We start from the raw sequence: 23,753 nt of genomic DNA on the forward strand, positions 1-23,753 counted from the left end.
AAGCGCGTTACAGGGCGGCGCCGGCCGCGGCGGGTGCCGCGCGGCGAACGGGCGGCGCGGCGTCGCCGAGATCCCAGAAGAGGCCGGCCATCATCTGCAGTCCTTCCCGCACGACGCTCGCGAGCAGGTGCTCGTCCGGCGCGTGCTGCGAGCACGCCGGATACGAGTGCGGCACCCACAGCGTCGGCAGCCCGAGCGTGTCGGCGAACACTTCGTTCGGCAGCGTGCCGCCAAGGTTCGGCAGGATCGCGGGCTTCTTGCCGGTCGTGCGCGCGAGCGACGCGACGGCCCAGCGGACCCACGGATCGTCCGGCGGCAGGCGCGTCGCCGGTGCGCCGCGTTCGACGTCGATCTCGATGTCGGCGAAGCCGTGCGCATCCAGATGCGCGCGCAGGTGCGCATGCAGCGCCTCCCAGTCGGTGCCGACCACGAAACGCAGCTGGCAGTGCGCATACGCGACGGGTGGAATCGCATTGACCGGATGGTCGGGATTGCCGGCCTTGAACGCGAGAATCTCGAACGTGTTCCAGCCGAACACGCGCTCGGCGGCGGAGAGTCCCGGCTCGCCCCAGTCGGCGTCGAGCGCTGGGTCGCCGGGGCCGCCGCCGACGGACAGGTCGGCGAGCGCGGCGCGCACGGCGGCCGGGATCGGCGGCGGGCGCAGCCCCGCGACGCGGATCGCGCCGCGCGCGTCGACGAGGCTTGCGAGCGCATTCGCGAGCACGGTTGCCGGGTTGCGCAGCAGGCCGCCCCAGTTGCCCGAGTGATGGCCGCCGTCGCGGGCGCGCAGGCTGAGCTTGAAGTTGACGGAGCCGCGCGAGCCGAGGAACACGGTGGGGCGTTCGGCGGTGACGCGTGGCCCGTCGGACGCGATCAGCACGTCGGCCGCGAGCGTGTCGCGCTCCTGGCGGCACAGTGCGTCGAGGCCCGGCGACCCCGTCTCCTCGCCCATCTCGATCAGCAGTTTCGCGTTGAAGCCGAGCCGGCCGCCGCGCGCGGCGAGCACGCTCGCCAGCGCGGCCAGGTTGATCGTGTGCTGCCCCTTGTTGTCGGCACTGCCGCGGCCGTACCAGCGATCGCCGTCGACGGTCAGTGTCCACGGCGACAGCGGCGCGCGCCATTGCGCGTCGTAGCCGCGCACGACGTCGCCGTGGCCGTAGATCAGCACGGTCGGCAGTGCGTCGTCCTCGTGGCGCGAGGCCAGCAGGAACGGGCCGCCGCCGTCGGCCGGATTCTCGACGATCCGCGACGTGAAGCCGAGGCGCGCGGCCTCCGGTGCGATCTCGTCGGTCAGGTAGGCGCGCAGCGCGGCGCCCGAGCCGCTGTCCTGGCTCTCGGTGCGCAGGCCGACGCGGCGGCTCAGGGTCGTGAAGAACGCGCCCGATTCGAACTGGTTCAGCACGTGCTGGATGGCGGCGGTACGGCTCAAGACGGTCTCCTGTATCGGTTTTCCGGCGGGCGCGGCGCGCACGATCGGCAGTGCGATCGATTCTAGGAAGCCGTTTTTTTTGTCACAATGATCGAATTTCGAACATTTCTTTGCCGAAAAGGCAAAGCGGAGCGGCCTGGGCGACGGGCCCGGGGACAGAACGATGGCGGCTTTCCTGCATGGTCTTGCGCTGCGGTATTTCGTCGAAGTGGCGCGCACCGGGTCGATCAGCGACGCATCGGCGCGGCTGCACGTGGCCGTCTCGGCGATCAGCCGGCAGATCGCGAAGCTCGAAAGCGAGCTCGGCGCGCCGCTGTTCGAGCGCCGGCCGCGCGGGATGGCGCTGTCGGAGGCCGGCGAACGGTTGCTGGGCTTCGCGCAGCGCAGCCTGCTGGAGGCCGAGCACGTGATGAAGGAAATCGGCGGGCTGGAGGCGCTGCACGGCAGCCTGCTGAAGGTCGCCTGCTCGGAAGGGTTCGCGATCGATTTCCTGCCGGGTGCGCTCGCGGGCTTCAAGGCGCGCCACCCGGGCGTCGATTTCTCGGTGTGGGTCGTGTCGCCGGCGGAGGCGACGCGGCGCGTGCGCGACGGCGATGCCGACATCGGGCTGACGTTCAGCCTGGCGCCGGAGCAGGGCGTACGCGTCGAACACACGGAGCGTGCGCCGGTCTTCGCGCTCGTGCGGCGCGACCATCCGCTCGCGGCGCGCGATTCGGTGTCGCTCGCCGATGTCGCCCGGCACCCGCATGTGCTGCCCGAGGCCGGCACGACGGTGCGCCAACTGATCGACATCGCGTGCGTGCTCGACGGGCTCATGCTCGAGCCGGAACTGACCAGCAACAACACCGCGGTGATGTACCGCTACGCGCAGCGTACCGGTGCGGTCATGTTCACCGGGCTGCTGTCGGTGCGGGACCGCTTCGACGTGGACGGCTTCGTCGTCGTGCCCGTCACGAACCCCCAGCTGCGCGAGCGCAGCATCCAGGTGCAGACCATGGCGGGGCGCGATCTGCCCGCGTCGGTGCGTGCGTTTCGCGACCATCTGATCGACGTGATGAGCGCCGCGTCGCCGCCCCCGGTTGCCGCGCGCGGCCCGGGACGCCCGGGCGTGAGATAATCGCGAATCCGCCTTCCGTGCCCGTGCGGCTCGCCGAGCCGCATCGCCCCTGTTCGACGCCAAATTGAAGAACCTGATTGTCACCCTCGATCGCGCCGGCGAGTTCGACGAGATCATCGACGTGCGCACGCCGCTCGAATTCGCCGAGGATCACATCCCCGGCGCGCTGAACGCGCCCGTGCTCAGCAACGAGGAGCGCGTGATCGTCGGCACGATGTACCGCCAGGTGTCGCCGTATGAAGCGACGCGCGTCGGCGCGGCGATGGTCGCACGCAACATCGCGCGCCATCTCGACACCACGTTTGCCGACCGTCCGCGCAACTGGCGGCCGCTGATCTACTGCTGGCGCGGCGGCAAGCGCTCCGGTTCGATGACGACCTGGTTCAACCTGATCGGCTGGCAGGCGCGCCAGCTCGACGGCGGCTACAAGGCGTACCGCCACTCGGTGTGCGCGACGCTCGACACGCTGCCGACGCGGTTTCGCTATATCGCGCTCGTCGGTCATACCGGCTGCGGCAAGACGCGGCTGCTGAACGCGCTGCGCGACGAAGGGGCGCAGACGCTCGATCTCGAGGCGCTCGCGCGCCATCGCGGCTCGCTGCTCGGCGCGCTGCCGGGCAAGCCGCAGCCGTCGCAGAAGGGCTTCGATTCGGGGCTCGTCGAGACACTCGGGCGTTTCGACCCCGAATGGCCGGTGTTCGTCGAATCGGAAAGCCGCAGGATCGGGCTCGTGCACCTGCCGATCGCGTTGATCGACGCGTTTCACGCCGGGCCGTGGGTGCAGGTCGAGGCGGCGCAAGACGAACGCATCGCGTTTCTCCTTGACGACTATGCCCACCTGTTCGACGAGCCGGCCGCGTTCAAGGCGCAGCTCAATCGGCTGATCGGCCTGCACAGCCGTGACGAGGTGGCGCACTGGCATGCGCTGATCGATGCCGACGCGCGGGCCGAGCTGTTCACCGAACTGATCGACAAGCATTACGATCCCGCCTATGCGCGCACCTACCGCGCCACGTACAACAAGCCGAACCGCGCACTGGCGTTTACTTTCCGGCCGAACGCGGCCGACGGGCGCGAGCAGGCGCGCGCGCTGCTCGACGCGCTCGCGCAGGCCGGGCTGCCGGCCTCGCCCGCCGCCGGCGGGGCGGCGCGAGCCGCCACCGACCACAACCCTACGACCACCGCACGATGACGACCACACGCACCCAACCCAGTCCGGCGCTCGGCTGGCTGACCTTCCTGCTGATCGCGGTCGCGGGACTGTTCTACGTGAAATGGTTCCCGTACTACAACAAGGCGTTCGTCGCCGCCGAGCATCATTCGATCGGCCAGTCGATCCTGATGGGCACGTCGGCGAGCGCGCCCGAGCCGTCGCTGAAGGCGGCGCTCGACTACGCATGGGCGTACGGCAAGGCGATCTGGCAGGCCATGGTGCTCGGCTTGCTGCTCGGTTCGGCCGTGCAGGCGCTGCTGCCCGCGCACTGGGTCGCGCGCGTGCTCGGCCGCACGGGCTTCGGCAGTGTCGCCGCGGGCGGCCTGCTGTCGCTGCCGGGCATGATGTGCACGTGCTGCGCGGCGCCGGTCGTCGCGGGCCTGCGTGCGCGGCACGCGTCGCCGGGCGGCGCGGTCGCGTTCTGGCTTGGCAACACGGTGCTGAATCCGGCCGCGCTGGTGTTCATGGGCTTCGTGCTCGGCTGGCACTGGAGCGCGTTGCGGCTCGTGCTCGGCATCGCGATGGTGTTCGGGATCGGCTATCTGCTGAACCGCATCGCGCGTCCGGAGGACCGCAGTATCGACGACGCGCAACTCGCCGCGCTGGTGGCCGAACAGGCTGCCGCAGGCAATCCGTTCGTCCGCTGGATGAAGCTGCTCGCACGCATGGCCGTGCGGCTCGTGCCCGAATACATCGTGCTCGTGCTGCTGCTCGGCGCGGCGCGCGCGTGGCTGTTCCCGCATATCGGCCCGGACATCGGCAACCATCTCGGCTGGATCATCGCGTTCGCGGTCGCGGGGACGTTGTTCGTGATCCCGACGGCCGGTGAAGTGCCGATCATCCAGGCGATGCTGTCGCTCGGCATGGGCGTCGGCCCGGCCGCCGCGCTGCTGATGACGCTGCCGCCGATCAGCGTGCCGTCGCTCGCGATGCTCGCGCGGTCGTTCAAGCCTTACATGCTGGCGATCGTTACGGGCCTCGTCGTCGTGTTCGGGATCGTGAGCGGGCTGCTCGCGATCGCATTCGGGTTCTGACGGACTCGCGGACGGGACGGCGAGCGGGCGCGATGGCCGGACAAGTCCGGCTCGCGTGGCCGATCGACGCAGCAGGGCACGACATGCCCGGCTGCCGGCGACCGGACCTGCGTGATGGCCGCTGCGGGCCGCTGCGGCGCACACCGACCGGTCCCGTCGCATGACCGTCGTATTCATCCGGCGCCGCCGCCTCACGCGCGCGGTGCCCTTTACAAGAAGCAAACAGGAAAACGCATGACCCAACCGAAGATTCATCCTCGACTCGAAAAGGCGCTGACGCGTGGCGATCTCGCGATCCGCCAGGCCAATTCCGCGCGGGCGACTGCCGTGCTGAACGCGCTCGGCACGATGATCATCGAAGCCTCCGCCACGATCGGCGTCGAGGCCAGCATCGAGATTCCGCAGGGCGACCGCATCTACGATCCGGTAAACGGCCTGTGGCCGCAAAAGATGCTGGTGTCGTTCGACGGTCCGGTCGACGAAGCCGACGCCGAAGAATTGCGCGCGGTCTATCTGGTTGCCGACGATCCGGGTACGCAGTTCCGCGTCGAATGGCATCGCGCGGACGGCAAGCTCGGCCGCCACGAAGGCGGCCCACTGGCGACCGTCGCGTTCCTGACCGACGTCGAGATTCCGTGGAGCGACGACGACGAGTAACGCCGCCGCCGCTTCGTCGCCGCTTCGTCGCCACTTCGTCGCAGCGAGCCGGCGCGCCGTGCGCGCCGGACGTCAGCGCATCATGCGCCGCCGGAACAGCCATGCGGAGACGATGAATCCGCCGACCGCATAACCGGCGAGCACCGCGAGATGCAGGCCGGCGTCCGTCGCCGGCCGGCCGAGCATCGCGGGCCGGATCAGTTCGACCGCGTTGGCGAGCGGCAGCACGTGCGCGGCATGCTGCGCGATCGGCGGCAACTGCGTGATCGGGAAGAACACGCCCGACAGCAGCAGCATCGGCGTCAGCACGAGCGTCTGATAGAACATGAAGAAGTCGTAGGACGGCGCGAGCGCGGTGACGATCATCGCCGTGCTCGCGAACGCGAGGCCGGCGAGCACGATCACGGGTAGCGCCGCGAGCATCGACGGAAAGCGCGCATAGCCGAGCAGGCCCGCGACGAGCATGATCGCGACGCCCGACAACAGCGCCTTGCTCGCCGCCCAGACGATCTCCCCGAGCACGATGTCGCCCAGCGCGAGCGGCGTGTGCATGATCGCTTCCCAGGTGCGCTGCACGTGCATCCGCGAGAAGCCCGAATACATCGACTCGAAGCTCGCGGACATCATCACGCTCGAACCGACCGTGCCGGCCGCGAGGAACGCGATATACGACACGCCGTCGACGTGGCCGAGCATCAGGCCGAGCCCGAATCCCAGCCCGAACAGGTAGATCATCGGATCGGCGAGATTGCCGAACAGCGACGCGAGCGCGAGCTTGCGCCACACGAGGTAGTTGCGCCGCCACACGGCGATCCAGTTGGTGGCATTCGCGGGCAGCGCGACTGCGAAGCGGGATTCGCGTGGCGGTGCGGACGGCGCGGCGGCGGAATAGTTGCGTGCGTCCATGATCGATCAGTCCTGCATTTCGCGGCCCGTGAGCCGCAGGAACACGTCTTCCAGATTGGCCGGACGATGCAGATAGCGCAATCCCGTGCGACCCTTGAGCCGGGCGCTGAGCGGCTCGGGATCGCTCACGTAGCAGAACAGCGTCTCGCCGCTGATCTCGGTGCGTTTCGCGAACGGCGTCAACTCGTCGCGCAGCGCGACCGGGTCCGGCCCGTAGATCTCGATCACGTCGCAGCCGATCTCCGATTCGATCAGCGCGTGCGGCGCGCCTTCGGCGATCTTGCGGCCTTCCTCGATCACGCACAGCCGGTCGCACAGGCGCTCGGCTTCCTCCATGAAATGCGTGGTGATCAGGATCGTCTTGCCGCGCGCGAGCAGCGAACGCAAGCGCTCCCACATCAGGTGCCGCGCCTGCGGATCGAGCCCCGTCGTCGGCTCGTCGAGTACCAGCACGTCCGGATCGTTGACGAGCGCGCGCGCAAGCGTCAGGCGGCGCTTCATCCCGCCCGACAGCTCGCCGACCTTCGCATCGGCCTTGTTTTCCAGCTTCGCGAATTCGAGCAGCGGCTGCACCAGCGCGCGTGAAGCCTGCGCCGACATCCCGAAATAGCGGCTGAACACGAGCAGGTTTTCGCGGACCGTGAAGTCGGGGTCGAGGTTGTCGAACTGCGGGACGACGCCGACGCGCTGGCGCGCATGCCGTGCGCGCGACGGAACCGGCTCGCCGCACAGTGAAATGGTGCCGGCGTCGGGATACACGAGGCCGAGCAGCATCTTCAGCGTCGTGGTCTTGCCGGCGCCGTTCGGCCCGAGCAGGCCGTAGCATTCGCCGGCCTGCACGTGGAAGGACAGGCCGTTGACGACGAGCTTGTCGCCATAGCGTTTTTCGACGTTCCGGAAATCGATCGGTGCAACGGACATGGGCAGGTTGTCGTTGTAGGCAGGCGCGGACGCGTTTCGCGGCCGGCCGGATGGGCATGCCGCTCGGCGAACGGATCGGGCGAATGCGTGTCACATGGGCATGACCGGGGCGAACGCACGTCGAGGACACGAACGGGCCATTCTAGTGCATCGGCTGCGTCTCTTCAGGGCGCGCACGCGCGCGACGGTGCATGCGCGCACGGATCGTGCACCGCATCATCGCCGACGCGCCCCGCGTGGCGAATCAGCGTTTTCCATCCCTTGCGTCCGGAATTGCGGCGCACCATGATGAGTGCATAGGGCACGTTGTCGCGATAGGGAGGTCTCATGGCTAGCTACAACAAGATTCTGCTGTGCTACGACGGCACGCTCGAAGGGCGCAAGGCCTTGCGGTGCGGTGCGAATCTCGCGCTGGACCTGAAGGCGGAAACGCATTTGCTGTCGGTCGTCGACATGCGCTCGAGCATCGCGCAAAGCGCGGGGCTGCTGACCGACGTCGCCTGCGGCCGCTTCGAGGAAACCGCGCGCGAGATCCTGCAGGAAGGCGTGAACTGGCTGCGCGAGCGTGGCGTCCAGGCCGAAGGCCATTTTGCGTTCGGTTATCCGATCGACGAAATCGCGAATCTCGCAACCGAGTTGAAGGCCGACCTCGTCGTTGTCGGCCATCGGTGCCGCAGCGGATTGTCGAGATGGTGGATGGGGTCGGGCAATACGCAACTGCTCGATCGCGTGAACTGCAGCATTCTGGTCGCGTGTTCGTCAGCGGAAGAGCAAAAGGCCGAGATCGCGCGCGAACGCGAAGCGGCCACCGCGAGCGGCAAGTGACACTGTGATCGTGTGACCGGCCGGGTTGTCCTGCGATCCGCGCCGGTCGCTCGCCGTGCCGCCGCAGCGGCATCGATCCCGATCGCGACCGCTCACGCGTGCAGGTCGATCGCGGACAGCTTCCATGAAAACAGGCCGAAGCGGTGGAAGATCGCCGCATAGCGCGTGCCGTCGGCACTGCGCTGGTAGGTCACGACAAATTCATCGATATTCCGGTAGCCGGCGCTCGTTTGCTGCGGATGGCGCGTGTCGCCCGGGCCGGCTGGCGCGGATGCGGGGGCCGGCGCGGACGCGACCGAGGCATTGCTGCCCGGTACGGGTGTGCTCGCCGGATTGGCCGGCGGTGCGGCCGATGCGCTGCCAGGCGCACCGCCTGACGGCGGGCCCGACCATTCGGGTGGCCGCTCGCCCGGATTACCGCGCGGGGGAATGCCGCTCATCAGCGCCGCGACGCCTTCCGGTGTCGCATACGCATCGACGAGCGGGCCGATCAATGCAGAGCCGATCAGCGCGCCGATCACCGCGAACGGGTTGTCCTTCTTCACCGCGTCGATCCGGTGCATCAACTCTTCCGTGACCTGCTGCTTCAGGCTGATGCGCAGCGACGGAAAGTCGACATATTCGCTGACCGATTGCGCATCGCGCGCATCGATCGCCGATTTCAGGCGACCGAGCGCGACATACGGCGATGCGTACGCATAGCCGATCGCCACCAAAACGGCGATGGCCAGCACGACGATCAGCAGGGGCTTGAGCCGCCACGCGCGGCCCGAAGATCCAGTCACGATGCCTCCGGTGCGGACAGGTTCCGCAATCAGAGACCGCCGTGCGTGGCCGATCGTTCCTCGTCGATGCAGCGATCGATCATCCGGCACACGGCATCGATCGTCCCGACCATGATCAGGCGCGACCGGCCGTGATAAACGCGCACGGGCGCACGGCGCGCCGGTTCCGCGTGGTGCAGGCCGGCGTTCAGCGAGACCCGTGCGAAGGCGGGAAGCGCTGAGGGCAGCAGCGACGCCTGCCGTTCAACTGCGACTTCTTGGCTCACCACGGGCGCCGCGGCGGACAGCGGCGCGCAGGGCGTGCGGCCGCGCAGGTGACGCAGGCGACCGAATTGACGGAAAGGCAGCAAACGGGAAAGGCGTTCCATGATGTTCTCCTCAGCGAGACCGATTGTCAGAGTTCGCCCGAGCGGATCAGCCCGACGGCGATGCCTTCCAGCGCGAATTCCGCGCTGCCGGCCTTGACGAAGATGTTTTCGTAATCCGGGTTCTCCGCGATCAGCTCGAGGCCGCCTGGCCGGCGCATCAGGCGCTTGACCGTGACGTCGTCGCCAAGCCGCGCGACGATGATCTGGCCGTCCTTCGCTTCCGTGCGCTTCTGCACGGCGAGGAGGTCGCCGTCGAGAATGCCGGCGTCGCGCATCGACAGGCCGCGCACCTTCAGCAGGTAGTCGGGCTTGCTGGTGAACAGCGCGGGATCGCACGCGTAATGCTGCGAGATGTGCTCCTGCGCGAGGATCGGGCTACCGGCCGCCACCCGGCCGACGAGCGGCAGCGACAGTTGCATCAGGCCGGCATGCGGCAGCGTGAACTGATGGGGGGCGTCGTCGATGCCGAGCAGGCGGATGCCGCGCGACGCGCCGGCGGCCAGCTCGATCACCCCTTTGCGCGCCAGCGCACGGAGGTGTTCCTCGGCCGCATTCGGCGAGCTGAAGCCCAGCTCTGCCGCGATCTCGGCGCGCGTGGGCGGGAAACCGGAGCGCTCGATCGCGCGGCGGATCAAGTCGAACACTTGCTGCTGACGGGCGGTGAGTTTGGTCATGGCTGAACTGTATGGATAGACAGTGAGCTGTATTTTTATACAGTGCTTCGCGAATTTCAAGTGTTACTTGAAGTTCGACGCGATCGCGCCGGTTCCGACGTGATTTCGCGACGCCCGGACGCCGGTTCATCTGCCTCAACCGTCCATCCCGTCTGCGTTAGCACTTTTGAGTATTAAAAAATAAGGAACGATTATTTTTAATCATGTAACCCGTTCGCTAGACTGGCCCGACATCGCAATACCGACAACACTGGAGAACCAAGGATGGCGAAGCGCAATACGGGGCTGGTGGGCGGAGTGGGCCGCCTGATCGCAACACTCGCGCTGGGCGCGGCGGCGGCGCTGGGCGTCGCGACGCGTGCCCAGGCCGATACAACGTTCCTGAACGTGTCCTACGACCCGACGCGCGAGTTGTACCAGGACTTCAACCAGGCGTTCGGCAAGGCGTGGAAGGCGCAGACGGGCGAGACGGTCAACTTCAAGCAGTCGCACGGCGGCTCGGGCGCGCAGGCGCGCTCGGTGCTCGACGGCCTGCAGGCCGACGTCGTGACGCTGGCGCTCGCCTACGACATCGACGCGATCGCCAACAAGGGGCTCGTCAACAAGGACTGGCAGAAGCGCCTGCCCGACAACGCATCGCCGTACACGTCGACGATCGTGTTCCTGGTGCGCAAGGGCAACCCGAAAGGGATCAAGGACTGGGATGACCTGACCAAGCCGGGCATCTCGATCGTCACGCCGAACCCGAAGACGTCGGGCGGGGCGCGCTGGAACTACCTGGCCGCATGGTCATACGCGGTCCACAAGCCGGGCGGCAACGAGCAGAGCGCGAAGGAATTCGTGACGAAGCTCTACAAGAATGCGGGCGTGCTCGACTCGGGCGCGCGCGGTGCGACGACGAGCTTCGTGCAGCGCGGGATCGGCGACGTGCTGATCGCGTGGGAGAACGAGGCGTTCCTGTCGATCAAGGAATTCGGCACCGACAAGTTCGAGATCGTCGTGCCGTCGGTGAGCATCCTGGCCGAGCCGCCCGTTGCCGTGGTCGACAAGGTCGTCGACAAGAAGGGCACGCGCAAGCTGGCCGAGGCCTACCTGAATTTCCTGTACAGCCCGCAGGGCCAGGAAATCGCGGCGCGCAACTACTACCGTCCGCGTTCGAAGAACGTGCCGGCGGACCTGACGAAGCAGTTTCCGAAGCTGAAGCTGTACACGGTCGACGACACGTTCGGCGGCTGGACGAACGCGCAGAAGACGCATTTCGCGGACGGCGGCGTGTTCGACTCGATCTACAAGCCGCAGTAACACCAGGCAGCAAACCACAACGACAGCGGCGCGCCACGACAGCGCGCCGCATCCCCGACTGCCCGCCGGCGCGACTCCTCGCGCCGGCGTTTGCGTCGGACCCGTGAGCAGCAACGACCCAGCAAGAGCATCCGATGACGACGTACACCTTTCGCAAGCCGAGCGCGCTGCCCGGTTTCGGCGTGACGCTCGGCATCACGGTGGCCTATTTGAGCCTCGTGGTGCTGATCCCGCTCGCCGCCACGTTCCTGAAGACCGCGACGCTGTCGTGGGACCAGTTCGTCACCGCCGTCGCGTCGCCGCGCGTACTCGCGTCGTACCGGCTGACGTTTGCCTCCGCGCTCGGCGGTGCGGTGATCAATGCCGCGTTCGGCTTTCTCGTCGCGTGGGTGCTGGTGCGCTACACGTTCCCGTTCAAGCGGCTCGTCGACGCGATCGTCGACCTGCCGTTCGCGCTGCCGACGTCGGTCGCCGGCATCTCGCTGGCCGCCGTCTACGCGACCAACGGCTGGGTGGGCCAGTATCTCGCGCCGTTCGGCATCAAGATCGCGTTCACGCCGGTCGGCGTGCTGGTGGCGCTGACCTTCATCGGGCTGCCGTTCGTCGTGCGCACCGTGCAGCCCGTGCTCGAGGATTTCGAGCGCGAGCAGGAGGAGGCCGCCGCGTGCCTCGGCGCAACGCGCTGGCTGACGTTCCGCCGCGTCGTGCTGCCGGCCGTGCTGCCCGCGCTGCTCACCGGCTTCGCGCTGGCGTTCGCGCGCGCGCTCGGCGAGTACGGGTCGGTGATCTTCATCGCCGGCAACGTGCCGATGAAATCCGAGATCACGTCGCTGCTGATCATCACGAAGCTCGAGCAGTACGACTACGCGGGCGCGACCGCGCTGGCGGTCGTGATGCTGGTCGTGTCGTTCCTGATGCTGCTGCTCATCAACACGCTGCAGTGGTATCTGCAGCGCCGCACGAGCAAGGGCGCGAGCGGCCCCGCGCCCGCGACCGTCACCGTTGCCGCGACTGCCGCCGGAGGCCAGCAATGAGCCAGGAGTCCACCGCCGTGCTGAATAACCCGTCCGCCGCGCGCGTGCGCGCCGCGAAACAACCGGATCCCGTCAGCGAGCCGCGCGCCGTGCGCTGGCTGCTGATCGGCGTCGCGCTGGCGTTTCTCGCGTTCTTCCTCGTCGTGCCGCTCGCCGCGGTGTTCTTCGAGGCGCTGCGCAAGGGCGTCGGCTTCTATCTCGAATCGCTCGCGGATCCCGACGCATGGTCGGCGATCAAGCTGACGCTGACCGTCGCCGTGATCGCGGTGCCGCTGAACCTCGTGTTCGGCGTGTGCGCGTCGTGGGCGATCGCGAAGTTCGAATTCCGCGGCAAGGCGTTGCTGACGACGCTGATCGACCTGCCGTTCTCCGTGTCGCCGGTGATCTCGGGCCTCGTCTACGTGCTGCTGTTCGGTGCGCAGGGCTGGCTCGGACCGTGGCTGCAGGGCCACGACGTGCAGATCATTTTCGCGGTGCCGGGCATCGTGCTCGCGACGATCTTCGTCACGTTCCCGTTCGTCGCGCGTGAACTGATCCCGCTGATGCAGGCGCAGGGCACCGACGAGGAGGAGGCCGCGCGCGTGCTGGGCGCATCGGGCTGGCAGATCTTCCGGCGCGTGACGCTGCCGAACGTGAAGTGGGGCCTGCTGTACGGCGTGATCCTGTGCAATGCGCGCGCGATGGGCGAGTTCGGCGCGGTGTCGGTCGTGTCCGGCCACATCCGCGGCGTGACCGACACGATGCCGCTGCACGTCGAGATCCTGTACAACGAATACAACTTCGCGGCGGCGTTCGCGGTGGCGTCGGTGCTGGCGCTGCTCGCGCTCGTTACGCTCGCGCTGAAGCTGCTCGCCGAGCGTCACCTCGCCGCCGAACTGGCCGGCGCACGCGATGACGTTCCCGCTCATGCCGGCCCCGCCGCCGCCATTTCGTCGAAATCGTAAAGAGGCAACCAGAATGGGTATCACCGTCCGTCACCTTCAGAAGCGCTTCGGCGATTTCACCGCGCTCGACAACGTGTCGCTCGACTTTCCGCCGGGCGAGCTCGTCGCACTGCTCGGGCCGTCCGGTTGCGGCAAGACCACGCTGCTGCGCGTGATCGCGGGCCTCGAGCACGCGGACGCCGGCCAGGTCGTGCTGCAAGGGCTCGACGTCGCGTCGGTCGGCGCGCGCGAGCGCCAGGTCGGTTTCGTGTTCCAGCATTACGCGCTGTTCCGCCACATGACCGTGTTCGAGAACGTCGCGTTCGGGCTGCGCGTGAAGCCGCGCCGCGAGCGGCCGTCGGAAGCCGTGATCCGCGAGAAAGTGCACGAACTGCTGAAGCTCGTGCAGCTCGACTGGCTCGCGCAGCGCTACCCGTCCGAGCTGTCGGGCGGCCAGCGTCAGCGGATCGCGCTGGCCCGCGCGCTCGCGGTCGAGCCGAAGGTGCTGCTGCTCGACGAGCCGTTCGGCGCGCTCGACGCGAAGGTGCGCAAGGAACTGCGCGGCTGGTTGCGGCGCCTGCACGACGACCTGCACATCTCGACGATCTTCGTCACGCACGACCAGGAGGAGGCGCTGGAAGTGGCCGACCGGATCGTCGTGCTGAACCGCGGTCATGTGGAGCAGGTCGGCAGCCCGCAGGACGTCTACGATCATCCGCAAAGCGCGTTCGTCTACGAATTCCTCGGTGCGGCGAACCGGTTGCCGGGCACGGTCGCCGGCCGCGGCTTCGTGGCCGAGGGGGCGGCCGCGCCGATCGCGGTCGACGCCGATTTCGCGGGCCCCGCGAACGCATACGTGCGGCCGCACGACCTGCAGCTGTGGCCGGCCGGCGACGACCATCGCGACGGCATCGCGGTCGATGTGCGCCGCGTGATCCCGCTCGGCGGCTCGGTGCGGGTCGAACTCGAGGCGCGCACGGGCGGCGCACTCGAAGCGGAACTCGATCGCGACGCGTGGCGTGCGCTCGCGCTGCAGGTCGGCGACGGTGCGACGGCCGTGCCGCGCGCGGTCCGCGTGTTTCCCGCGCACTGACGCCCGGCCGCGGTAAAGAGAAGAGGGCGGATACCGCTCCGAATCGACATTCAAACAACGACAGCCTAAGAGGCATACCCATGAATTTTCAGCAATTGCGTTTCGTGCGCGAGGCCGTGCGCCAGAACATGAACCTGACGGAAGTCGCGAACGTGCTGTACACGTCGCAGTCGGGCGTGTCGAAGCAGATCAAGGATCTCGAGGATGAACTGGGCGTCGATATCTTCATCCGGCGCGGCAAGCGGCTCACGGGGCTCACGGAGCCCGGCAAGGCCGTGCACCAGCTGATCGAGCGGATGCTGCTGGATGCGGAAAACCTGCGCCGCGTCGCGCGCCAGTTCGCGGACCAGGACAGCGGCCACCTCGTCGTCGCGACGACCCACACGCAGGCGCGCTACGCGCTGCCGAAGGTGATCCGCCAGTTCACCGAGGTGTTTCCGAAGGTGCATCTCGCGCTGCGCCAGGGCAGCCCGCAGCAGATCGCGCAGATGATCCTGAACGGCGAAGCCGATCTCGGCATCTCGACCGAGGCGCTCGATCGCTATCCGGACATCGTCACGTTCCCGTGCTATTCGTGGCACCACACGGTCGTCGTGCCGAAGGGGCATCCGCTCGTCGGCCGCGAGAACCTGACGCTCGACGAAATCGCCGAGTACCCGATCATCACGTATGACCAGGACTTCACGGGCCGCTCGCACATCGACCAGGCATTCGCGCAGGCCGGCGCCGTGCCCGACGTCGTGCTGACTGCAATCGACGCGGACGTGATCAAGACCTACGTCGAGCTCGGCATGGGGATCGGCGTCGTCGCGGCGATGGCCTTCGATCCGCAGCGCGACACCGGGCTCGTCGCGCTCGACACGCAGCACCTGTTCGAGGCGAGCACGACGCGGGTCGGGTTGCGCAAGGGCGCATTCCTGCGCGCGTATGCGTACCGGCTGATCGAGATGTTCGCGCCGCATCTTAACGAAGCGGAAATCGCCGGGCTGCTGCGCGAAGCGGTCTGACGGCCGGACGATGTTCCGGGGGCGCGGCAGGCGCCCTTCGGACGCGTTGCATCGGGCGCCGATGCTGCATCCGCCATCTCAGGGCGTGCCGACGCGTCGGTCCTTCGATCGAAGCTGTCGCTCACAAGCCGGGTTGCCGTGAGCGGCGGCCGTCAACCAATCGCCGGTCAACAGAAAAACAAGAGGGCGCATGCGCGTACCTCGCTTCGATCATGTAACGCGCCGCAATCGGCACGTGCAACCGCGCGCTCCGAATAAACCCTTAAATATTGATCAGACGGGTTGCGCGTCGATCCGAAACGGTACAGCATAGCTTCCACTCCGCCGGCGTCCCGCCGGCGGTGGCGCGTCGACGACAGCACGCGCCAGGCAGTCGGCCGTCTGCCTCGCTTCCATTCCGTGGTACCGACAAGCAGCAACGATGGCCAATGCCCGGGAAGTGTAGCGCAAACGTTTGCTCACATTAAAACAACAGTCAAACAATAATCTGGCCCGTCGGGCCAGTCGCCAGGAGATGTGTATGAATGTCCTCTTTCGCCGTCGCTTCCTGACCGCCGCGCTTGCCGCCGTCGCGGTCGCTGCCGCACCGGCCGTCCATGCGCAGGCTGCGGCCAAGCCGAAGGTCGCGCTCGTGATGAAGTCGCTCGCCAACGAGTTCTTCCTGACGATGGAAAACGGCGCGAAGGAATACCAGAAGCACAACGCCGGCCAGTTCGACCTGATCACGAACGGCATCAAGGACGAGACCGACACCGCGAACCAGATCCGCATCGTCGAGCAGATGATCGTGTCGAAGGTCGATGCGATCGTGCTCGCGCCGGCCGATTCGAAGGCGCTCGTGCCGGTCGTGAAGAAGGCGGTCGACGCGGGCATCACCGTCGTGAACATCGACAACCGGCTCGACCCGGACGTGCTGAAGTCGAAGAACCTGAACGTGCCGTTCGTCGGCCCCGACAACCGCAAGGGCGCGCGCAAGATCGGCGACTACCTCGCGAAGCGGCTGAAGGCGGGCGACCAGGTCGGCATCCTCGAAGGCGTGTCGACGACGACCAACGCGCAGCAGCGCACGGCCGGCTTCGAGGACGCGATGAAGGCGGGCGGGATGAAGGTCGTGTCGGTGCAGTCGGGCGAATGGGAGATCGACAAGGGCAATGCGGTCGCGTCCGCGATGCTCAACGAATACCCGAACCTGCGCGCGTTGCTGTGCGGCAACGACAACATGGCGATCGGCGCCGTGTCCGCCGTGCGTGCGGCGGGCAAGCAGGGCAAGGTGTTCGTGGTCGGCTACGACAACATCAACGCGATCAGGCCGATGCTGAAGGACGGCCGCGTGCTCGCGACCGCCGACCAGTACGCGGCGAAGCAGGCCGTGTTCGGCATCGACACGGCGCTCAAGGCGATCGCCGAGCATCGCAAGCAGGCCGACATGTCCGGCGTGGTCGAGACGCCGGTGGATCTCGTGACGAAGTAACGCCGCCCCGTCGCGGCCGCCGGCCTCAAGAAGCGGGCCCGGCGGCCGTTATCCGGAGTGAGCGCGATCACGGCCACTGCATGCACATGCACTTGTGAGCGTCACACCCGCGCGCCGCGTGCGCGCGGCCGCAACCAGGATCGCGATGGAACCGACCTTCCAACCCTCCCGTTCAGCCGTTCCCGTGCTGTCCGTCTCCGGTGTGGGCAAGACCTACGCCGAACCGGTGCTCGCCGACGTCACGTTGACGCTCGTGCCGGGTGAAGCGCTCGCGCTGACGGGCGAGAACGGCGCCGGCAAGAGCACGCTGTCGAAGATCATCGGCGGCCTCGTCGACCCGACGACCGGCACGATGCAACTCGGCGGCCACGCCTACGCGCCGGCGAGCCGCACGCAGGCCGAGGCGCTCGGCGTGCGCATGGTGATGCAGGAGCTGAACCTGCTGCCGACGCTGACGGTCGCCGAGAACCTGTTCCTGAACCGTCTGCCGCGGCGCTTCGGCATCATCGATCGCGCGCGGCTGCGCGACGATGCGCGTGCCGCGATGGCGCAGGTCGGGCTCGACGCGGTCGATCCCGATACGCCGGTCGGCGCACTCGGCATCGGCCACCAGCAGATGGTCGAGATCGCGCGCAACCTGATCGGCGACTGCCGTGTGCTGATCCTCGACGAACCGACCGCGATGCTGACCGCGCGCGAGGTCGAACTGCTGTTCGAGCAGATCGACCGGCTGAAGGCGCGCGGCGTGGCGATCGTCTACATCTCGCACCGGCTCGAGGAACTCGCGCGGGTCGCCGAGCGTGTCGCGGTGCTGCGCGACGGCCGGCTCGTGCACGTCGGCGACATGGCTGCGACGACGTCCGACGGGCTCGTCACGCTGATGGTCGGGCGCGAGGTCGGCGAGCACATCGACCTCGGCGCGCGCCGCATCGGCGCGCCGCGCCTCGTCGTGTCGGGCATGACGCGCGGCACGGCCGTGCAGGACGTGTCGCTCGAAGTGCGCTCGGGCGAAATCTTCGGCATCTCGGGGCTGATCGGTGCCGGGCGCACCGAATTGCTGCGGCTGATCTACGGTGCGGACACGCCGGACGCCGGGATGATCGCGGTCGGCGATCCGCTGAAGCCGGCGCGCATCGGCTCGCCCGTCGACGCGGTGAAGCACGGCATCGCGCTGATCACCGAGGACCGCAAGGGCGAAGGGTTGCTGCTGTCGCAGTCGGTCACGTCGAACGTGTCGCTCGGCCAGCTTGACCGGCTCGCGCGCGGCGGCATCGTCGATACGGCGCGCGAGACGGCGCTCGCCGAGCAGCAGATCGACGCGCTGCGGATCCGCACCCACGGCGCCGCGCAGGCGGTCGGCGAACTGTCGGGCGGCAACCAGCAGAAGGTCGTGATCGGCCGCTGGCTCGCGCGCGACATGGGCGTGCTGCTGTTCGACGAGCCGACCCGCGGGATCGACGTCGGCGCCAAATTCGAGATCTACACGCTGATGGGCGCGCTCGCGCGCGAGGGCCGTGCGCTGGTGGTCGTCTCGAGCGACCTGCGCGAGCTGATGCTGATCTGCGACCGGATCGGCGTGATGTCGGCCGGCCGCATGACCGCCGTGTTCGAACGCGGCAACTGGACCCAGGATGCGCTGCTGGCCGCGGCGTTCGCCGGCTTCGGCCGCGCAGCGCTGCCGGACGGCGCACGCCATCCGGATGCGGAAAGCGCGCCGCGCGCGGCTTCCGCCTCTTCGACGACAGGACGACAGCAATGACCCAGCCTCCCGTATCCCCGAGCGACGCCGGCGCGCAGCAGGACGTGACCGGGCGCCGCGCGCGCACGCTGTCCGGCACGCGGCTCGGCGTGTCGAACTATCTCGGGCTCGCCGGCGCGCTCGCCGCGATGATCGTGCTGTTCTCGACGCTCAGCTCGCATTTCCTGACCTACGATACGTTCAGCACGATCGCGAACCAGATCCCCGATCTCGTCGTGATGTCGGTCGGGATGACGTTCGTGCTGATCATCGCCGGCATCGACCTGTCGGTCGGCTCGGTGCTCGCGCTGGCCGCGTCGATGGTCAGCGTGGCCGCGCTGAAATGGCATTGGGGGCCGCTGCCCGCCGCGCTGATCGGGATCGCGGTCGCGACCATGACCGGCTCGCTGACGGGCGCGATCACGGTGGGCTGGCGGATTCCGTCGTTCATCGTGTCGCTCGGCGTGCTCGAAGCCGCGCGCGGTGTCGCGTACCAGCTGACGAATTCGCGCACGGCCTACATCGGCGACGCGTTCGATTTCCTGTCGAACCCGATCGCGCTCGGCATCTCGCCGGCGTTCCTGATCGCGGTCGCGGTGATGATCGCGGCGCAGTTCGTGCTCACGCGCACCGTGTTCGGGCGCTATCTTGTCGGTATCGGCACGAATGAAGAAGCCGTCCGGCTTGCCGGGGTTAACCCGCGGCCGTATAAAATCCTCGTATTCGCACTGATGGGCGCGCTCGCGGGGCTCGCGTCGCTGTTCCAGATCTCGCGGCTCGAGGCCGCCGACCCGAACGCGGGCGTGGGCCTCGAACTGCAGGTGATCGCAGCCGTCGTGATCGGCGGCACGAGCCTGATGGGCGGGCGCGGCTCGGTGATCAGCACGTTCTTCGGCGTGTTGATCATTTCCGTGCTGGCCGCGGGGCTGGCGCAGATCGGCGCGAACGAGCCGACCAAACGGATCATCACCGGGGCGGTGATCGTGGTGGCGGTCGTGCTCGATACGTATCGCAGCCGGCGCGCGCGCGCCCGGTAAAACTACACAGAAAGCAGACCAGAGAGAAACGGGAAATGGCGACGATCAAGGATGTGGCGGCCATGGCGGGCGTGTCGTTTACGACCGTCTCGCACGTGGTGAACAATTCGCGGCCGGTGTCCGCGGATGTGCGTGCGAAGGTCGAAGGCGCGATCCGCGAGCTGAACTACGTGCCATCGGCCGTGGCGCGCTCGCTGAAGGCGCGCTCGACGGCGACCATCGGCCTCGTCGTGCCGAACAGCACGAATCCGTACTTCGCGGAGCTTGCGCGCGGCATCGAGGACCAGTGCGCGGCCAACGGCTATTGCGTGTTCTTCTGCAACTCGGACGACGATCCCGTGAAGCAGCGCAACTACCTGCGCGTGCTGCAGGAAAAGCGCATCGACGGGCTGATCGTCGCGTCGGCCGGCGAGGACGCGGTGCTCGCGCAGACGCTCGCCGACGCGCATGCGCCGCTCGTCGTCGTCGACCGCAACATCGAGGGGCTCGCGGCCGATCTCGTGCAGATCGACCACGAACGCGGCGCCTACCTGGCGACGCGTCATCTGCTCGAACTCGGGCACGCGAAGATCGGCTGCATCACCGGGCCGACCGACACGGCCGTCAGCGCGATGCGCGTGCACGGCTTCATCCGCGCGATGGCCGAGCGCGGGATCGACATCGTGCCGGGCGCGATCGCGGAAAGCGATTTTTCGTGCCTGGGCGGCTATCACGCGGCATCGCGGCTGTTCGAGTCGGTGCACCCGAGCGCGATTTTCGCGGGCAACGACCTGATGGGCGTCGGCGCGCTGCGCGCGGCGGCCGAGCGCGGCATGCGCGTGCCGGACGACTGCTCGATCATCGGCTTCGACGACATCGAATTCTCCCGTTATACCTATCCGGCGCTGTCGACGGTCGGCCAGTCGGTGCGCGCCCTCGGCGAAATGGCCGCGCAGACGCTGATCGAGCGGATCGGCGGCGGCTCGACGGCCGCGCCGAGCCGTCGCCGCGTCGTGTCGCCGCGGCTCGTGCTGCGCGAATCGACGGCGGTCTACCGCGAGCCGGCCGCGCCCGGTGCTCGCCCATGACGGCGCGTGCGGCAGGCGCCGGCCGCGTGACGGTGGTCGGCAGCCTCAACATGGATCTCGTCGTACGGGCGTCGCGGCTGCCGTTGCCGGGCGAAACGCTCGCCGGTCATGCGTATGCGCAGGCCGCGGGGGGCAAGGGCGGCAACCAGGCCGTCGCGGCCGCACGGCTCGGCGCGCAGGTCGCGATGATCGGCTGCGTCGGCGCGGATGCGCACGGCACCGCGCTGCGGGCCGGCCTCGAGACCGAAGGGATCGACTGCTCGCGGCTCGCGACGAGCAAGGCGGCGTCGACCGGCGTCGCCTTGATCGTCGTCGACGACGCCAGCCAGAACACGATCGTGATCGTCGCGGGCGGCAACGGCGAAGTCACGACGGATACGGTGGCGCGGCACGAGGCGGCGCTGGCCGCGACCGACGTGCTGATCTGCCAGCTCGAGACGCCGCCGGACGCCGTGTTCGCCGCGCTGTCGGCCGGGCGGCGGCTCGGCCGCACCGTGGTGCTCAATCCGGCGCCTGCCGTCGCGCCGCTGCCGGACGGCTGGCTGCCGCTGGTCGATTACCTGATCCCGAACGAAGTCGAGGCGGCCGCGCTGACCGGGCTGCCGGTGCGCAATCCGGCCGAGGCGGAAGCCGCGGCGCGTGCGTTGCGGGCAGCCGGCGCGCGCAATGTGCTGATCACGCTCGGCGCGCGCGGCGTGTTCGCGCTGACGGCCGACGGCGCGGCACGCCACTATCCGGCCCCCGTCGTCAAGGCGGTCGACACGACCGCGGCGGGCGACACCTTCATCGGCGGTTTCGCCGCACGGCTCGCGGCCGGCGCGGACGTCGATGCCGCCATCCGCTTCGCGCAACGCGCGGCGGCGCTGTCGGTCACGCGCGCAGGCGCGCAGCCGTCGATTCCCACGCTCGCCGAACTGGCCGAATAGGGCTGGATCGCGCATCCCGGCCGGCGCGTGCGACAGCACGCGGCCGGCCATCTTTCCCCACTTGTCTGACCTCGATTGCTTGCCGTGCGCGTTCGCGACGCGGGCCGGCGATGCTTCGCCCCTATTATTCTGGAATCTGTAATGAACTGGTGAATTGCTGAAAAAATTGATGTGAATACCATCAAGCTACGCAACATCCGGTCGTAAATACACCTGGGCGAAACACTGTTTCGAAAAACGGGCCTTGCCCGTTCACGACGACGCAATACAGGAAGAATGATGGTGATCGGAAACCTGACGATACGTGCGCGCATCGGTTTGACGATGGCGTTTCTCGCGGTACTGCTGGGCGTGATTGGCGTACTCGGCGTGTACGGGATGACGCGCTCGAACGATGCGACGCGCGAGATTTTCACGAACCAGATGCCGAGCGCGGTCGACGTGGCCGTTGCCGAAATGTACGCGGCGCGCGAGCGCCTGGCGCTCGATCGCGCCGCGCTGCTGGCGGGCACGCCCGACTCGGCTGCGGCCGTGGAACGCAGCCGCGCGATGCGCACGCAGTCCGACGCGTGGTGGCAAAAATACCTTGCACTGCCGCGCGGCCCGGAGGAAGACCGGCTCGCGCAGGACGTCGCCGCGAAGCGGCAGGCGCTGCAGCGCAGTTGCGACGCGTTCGTAGGGCTGGTCGCGGCGGGCGACCACGACCGGATCGGCGAGGGCGCCAAGCAGCTCTCGACGCTTTATAACGAGCTCTCGGTTGCGGGCGAAGCATTGCGCAATTTCCAGTTCACCGACGGGCAGGCGGGCTTCGACCGCGCGGAATCGTTGTACGAGACGCTGCGCGTGCTGTCGATCGTCCTGCTTGCGGCCGGTCTGGTTGCCGCCGCGTTTTCCTGGCTGACGCTCAGCCGTGCGATCGGCCGTCCGCTCGCGGACGCGCTCGCGCATTTCGACGCGATCGCCGCGGGCGACCTGCGCCGCTCGATCGTCGTGCATCGGCGCGACGAAATGGGCCAGCTCCTGGACGGTCTCGCGAGGATGCAGCGCGGCCTCGTCGACACGGTGCGTACCGTGCGCGGCGGCAGCGAGTCGATCGCGACCGCGGCGCGCCAGATCGCCGCCGGCAATATCGACCTGTCGTCGCGCACGGAAGAGCAGGCGTCCGCGCTGCAGGAAACCGCATCGAGCATGGAGCAGCTGACCGGCACCGTGAAGCAGAACGCGGACAATGCGCGGCAGGCAAGCTCGCTGGCCGCGAACGCGTCGGAGATTGCAAACAAGGGCAATACGGTGGTCGGCCAGGTGGTCGGCACGATGGGCGAGATCAACGACAGCTCCGCGAAGATCGCGGACATCATCGCGATCATCGAGGGAATCGCGTTCCAGACCAACATCCTGGCGCTGAACGCGGCGGTCGAGGCCGCGCGCGCCGGCGAGGAAGGCCGCGGCTTCGCGGTCGTGGCGGGCGAGGTGCGCAGTCTCGCGCAGCGTTCGTCGAGCGCGGCCAAGGAGATCAAGATGCTGATCGACGCGTCGGTGGAGCGCATCCGGACGGGGTCGACGCTGGTCGACGAAGCCGGCCGCACGATGAGCGACGTGATCGGCGCGGTGCAGCGCGTGACCGACATCATGGGCGAGATCGCGGCGGCGTCCGAGGAACAGAGCGGCGGCATCGACCAGGTCGCGCGCGCGGTCGCGCAGATGGACGAGGTCACCCAGCAGAACGCCGCGCTCGTCGAGGAAGCGGCGGCCGCCGCGCAATCGCTCGACGAACAGGCCGCGCGCCTGCGCGAGACGGCGGCGGTGTTCCGGATCGACGACGACGCGGTGCAGCCGGCGACCGCTGCCGCCGCACGTCAGGCGCCGCGCGCGGTGCCCGCACCGGCTGCGGTGCCGGTTTCGCCGCCCGCGCCGGCCGTGGCGCGCAACGATCGTGATGCAGCGCCGAAGCGCGCCGCGCCGGCGCGCAAGCCGGCGGCCGCGGCCGCCGCGCCCGCTCCGGTGGCTGCCGGCGCCGACGACTGGGAAACGTTCTGATTCGCGCGTGACGCGCATCTTTTCGCGGTAACGCTCCCCGGTATCTTTCCCGGTATCTCTCCCCATTTGGCAGCACACGACGCCCGCGACATGCGGGCGTCGTCGTTTCGACCGATGGAATGTGACAGCGCACGTGAACGTTCGTGCGTCGCCGCGCGCTGCGTGTTCGCATCCGCACTACGGGTATCT

23 protein-coding genes are annotated in these 23,753 nt (G+C 68.3%); 16 read left to right on the forward strand and 7 right to left on the reverse strand.

Going from position 1 to position 23,753, the window contains the following annotated elements; translation table 11 throughout:
- Positions 1–7 precede the first annotated feature (7 nt).
- A complete protein-coding gene (locus U5A56_RS22060) occupies positions 8–1,429 on the reverse strand; it encodes a M20 family metallopeptidase (RefSeq protein WP_321924557.1) in 1,422 nt (473 codons plus the stop codon).
- Positions 1,430–1,592: 163 nt separating this feature from the next.
- Here U5A56_RS22060 and U5A56_RS22065 point away from each other — a divergent pair, with 163 nt between their 5' ends.
- From U5A56_RS22065 to U5A56_RS22080, 4 genes are all read left to right on the forward strand, one after another.
- A complete protein-coding gene (locus tag U5A56_RS22065; protein WP_321924559.1) occupies positions 1,593–2,546 on the forward strand; it encodes a LysR family transcriptional regulator in 954 nt (317 codons plus the stop codon).
- Positions 2,547–2,610: 64 nt separating this feature from the next.
- The gene (gene mnmH / locus U5A56_RS22070) at positions 2,611–3,738 is read left to right on the forward strand and encodes a tRNA 2-selenouridine(34) synthase MnmH (protein ID WP_321924562.1); all 1,128 of its coding nucleotides are present in this window, start codon (positions 2,611–2,613) and stop codon (positions 3,736–3,738) included.
- Entirely contained in the window at positions 3,735–4,793 is a 1,059-nt protein-coding gene (locus U5A56_RS22075; RefSeq protein WP_044843616.1) for a permease, read from the forward strand. The genes mnmH and U5A56_RS22075 overlap by 4 nt, the downstream gene beginning before the upstream one ends.
- 234 nt (positions 4,794–5,027) lie before the next feature.
- Positions 5,028–5,450, forward strand: coding sequence for a hypothetical protein (locus U5A56_RS22080; RefSeq protein WP_044843615.1), 423 nt, complete (start codon positions 5,028–5,030; stop codon positions 5,448–5,450).
- A 72-nt stretch (positions 5,451–5,522) separates the two neighbouring features.
- On the opposite strand, the gene U5A56_RS22085 is transcribed toward U5A56_RS22080, so the two are convergent.
- From U5A56_RS22085 to U5A56_RS22095, 3 genes are all read right to left on the reverse strand, one after another.
- Positions 5,523–6,356, reverse strand: coding sequence for an ABC transporter permease (locus U5A56_RS22085; RefSeq protein ID WP_044843614.1), 834 nt, complete (start codon positions 6,354–6,356; stop codon positions 5,523–5,525).
- A 6-nt stretch (positions 6,357–6,362) separates the two neighbouring features.
- A complete protein-coding gene (gene nodI / locus U5A56_RS22090; RefSeq protein WP_044843613.1) occupies positions 6,363–7,277 on the reverse strand; it encodes a nodulation factor ABC transporter ATP-binding protein NodI in 915 nt (304 codons plus the stop codon).
- A 164-nt stretch (positions 7,278–7,441) separates the two neighbouring features.
- Positions 7,442–7,606 carry a hypothetical protein gene (locus tag U5A56_RS22095; protein ID WP_185500322.1) on the reverse strand — a complete coding sequence of 55 codons (165 nt, stop codon included), beginning with the start codon at positions 7,604–7,606 and terminating at the stop codon, positions 7,442–7,444.
- Here U5A56_RS22095 and U5A56_RS22100 point away from each other — a divergent pair.
- The gene (locus U5A56_RS22100) at positions 7,605–8,102 is read left to right on the forward strand and encodes a universal stress protein (RefSeq protein WP_044843612.1); all 498 of its coding nucleotides are present in this window, start codon (positions 7,605–7,607) and stop codon (positions 8,100–8,102) included. The two genes, U5A56_RS22095 and U5A56_RS22100, sit on opposite strands and share 2 nt — an antisense overlap.
- 92 nt (positions 8,103–8,194) lie before the next feature.
- Here U5A56_RS22100 and U5A56_RS22105 read toward each other — a convergent pair whose 3' ends face one another.
- Genes U5A56_RS22105 through lexA form a run of 3 tightly spaced genes read right to left on the reverse strand, consistent with a single transcriptional unit; the run spans position 8,195 to position 9,929 of the window.
- Positions 8,195–8,887, reverse strand: a complete 693-nt coding sequence (locus tag U5A56_RS22105; RefSeq protein WP_044843611.1) for a DUF2939 domain-containing protein — start codon at positions 8,885–8,887, stop codon at positions 8,195–8,197.
- A 29-nt stretch (positions 8,888–8,916) separates the two neighbouring features.
- Positions 8,917–9,255 carry a hypothetical protein gene (locus tag U5A56_RS22110; protein ID WP_044843610.1) on the reverse strand — a complete coding sequence of 113 codons (339 nt, stop codon included), beginning with the start codon at positions 9,253–9,255 and terminating at the stop codon, positions 8,917–8,919.
- Positions 9,256–9,281: 26 nt separating this feature from the next.
- A complete protein-coding gene (gene lexA / locus U5A56_RS22115) occupies positions 9,282–9,929 on the reverse strand; it encodes a transcriptional repressor LexA (protein ID WP_006754655.1) in 648 nt (215 codons plus the stop codon).
- A 264-nt stretch (positions 9,930–10,193) separates the two neighbouring features.
- Here lexA and U5A56_RS22125 point away from each other — a divergent pair, with 264 nt between their 5' ends.
- The 11 genes from U5A56_RS22125 to U5A56_RS22175 all read left to right on the forward strand — a co-directional run bounded on the left by U5A56_RS22125 (position 10,194) and on the right by U5A56_RS22175 (position 23,564).
- Positions 10,194–11,231 carry a sulfate ABC transporter substrate-binding protein gene (locus U5A56_RS22125; RefSeq protein ID WP_044843609.1) on the forward strand — a complete coding sequence of 346 codons (1,038 nt, stop codon included), beginning with the start codon at positions 10,194–10,196 and terminating at the stop codon, positions 11,229–11,231.
- A gap of 134 nt (positions 11,232–11,365) precedes the next feature.
- Positions 11,366–12,265, forward strand: coding sequence for a sulfate ABC transporter permease subunit CysT (cysT, locus tag U5A56_RS22130; RefSeq protein WP_321924565.1), 900 nt, complete (start codon positions 11,366–11,368; stop codon positions 12,263–12,265).
- On the forward strand, positions 12,262–13,209 hold the full coding sequence (cysW, locus tag U5A56_RS22135) for a sulfate ABC transporter permease subunit CysW (RefSeq protein ID WP_044843607.1): 948 nt from the start codon (positions 12,262–12,264) through the stop codon (positions 13,207–13,209). The genes cysT and cysW overlap by 4 nt, the downstream gene beginning before the upstream one ends.
- 13 nt (positions 13,210–13,222) lie before the next feature.
- Positions 13,223–14,281, forward strand: coding sequence for a sulfate/molybdate ABC transporter ATP-binding protein (locus U5A56_RS22140; RefSeq protein WP_044843606.1), 1,059 nt, complete (start codon positions 13,223–13,225; stop codon positions 14,279–14,281).
- Between the two features lie 80 nt (positions 14,282–14,361).
- Entirely contained in the window at positions 14,362–15,288 is a 927-nt protein-coding gene (locus U5A56_RS22145) for a CysB family HTH-type transcriptional regulator (RefSeq protein ID WP_044843605.1), read from the forward strand.
- Positions 15,289–15,808: 520 nt separating this feature from the next.
- Positions 15,809–16,759, forward strand: coding sequence for a sugar ABC transporter substrate-binding protein (locus U5A56_RS22150; RefSeq protein WP_044843604.1), 951 nt, complete (start codon positions 15,809–15,811; stop codon positions 16,757–16,759).
- Positions 16,760–16,904: 145 nt separating this feature from the next.
- Positions 16,905–18,518 carry a sugar ABC transporter ATP-binding protein gene (locus U5A56_RS22155; protein WP_321924567.1) on the forward strand — a complete coding sequence of 538 codons (1,614 nt, stop codon included), beginning with the start codon at positions 16,905–16,907 and terminating at the stop codon, positions 18,516–18,518.
- Positions 18,515–19,534, forward strand: a complete 1,020-nt coding sequence (locus U5A56_RS22160) for an ABC transporter permease (RefSeq protein WP_321924568.1) — start codon at positions 18,515–18,517, stop codon at positions 19,532–19,534. Before U5A56_RS22155 ends, U5A56_RS22160 begins: the two co-directional genes overlap by 4 nt.
- A gap of 35 nt (positions 19,535–19,569) precedes the next feature.
- Complete coding sequence (locus tag U5A56_RS22165) at positions 19,570–20,601, forward strand: LacI family DNA-binding transcriptional regulator (protein WP_044843601.1); 1,032 nt, start codon at positions 19,570–19,572, stop codon at positions 20,599–20,601.
- Positions 20,598–21,527, forward strand: a complete 930-nt coding sequence (rbsK, locus tag U5A56_RS22170; protein WP_321924570.1) for a ribokinase — start codon at positions 20,598–20,600, stop codon at positions 21,525–21,527. Before U5A56_RS22165 ends, rbsK begins: the two co-directional genes overlap by 4 nt.
- 279 nt (positions 21,528–21,806) lie before the next feature.
- Positions 21,807–23,564, forward strand: coding sequence for a methyl-accepting chemotaxis protein (locus U5A56_RS22175; RefSeq protein WP_321924698.1), 1,758 nt, complete (start codon positions 21,807–21,809; stop codon positions 23,562–23,564).
- Positions 23,565–23,753 lie beyond the last annotated feature (189 nt).

Origin of the sequence: Burkholderia sp. BCC1998 (genome assembly GCF_905339875.1) — a bacterium.
GTDB lineage: Bacteria > Pseudomonadota > Gammaproteobacteria > Burkholderiales > Burkholderiaceae > Burkholderia.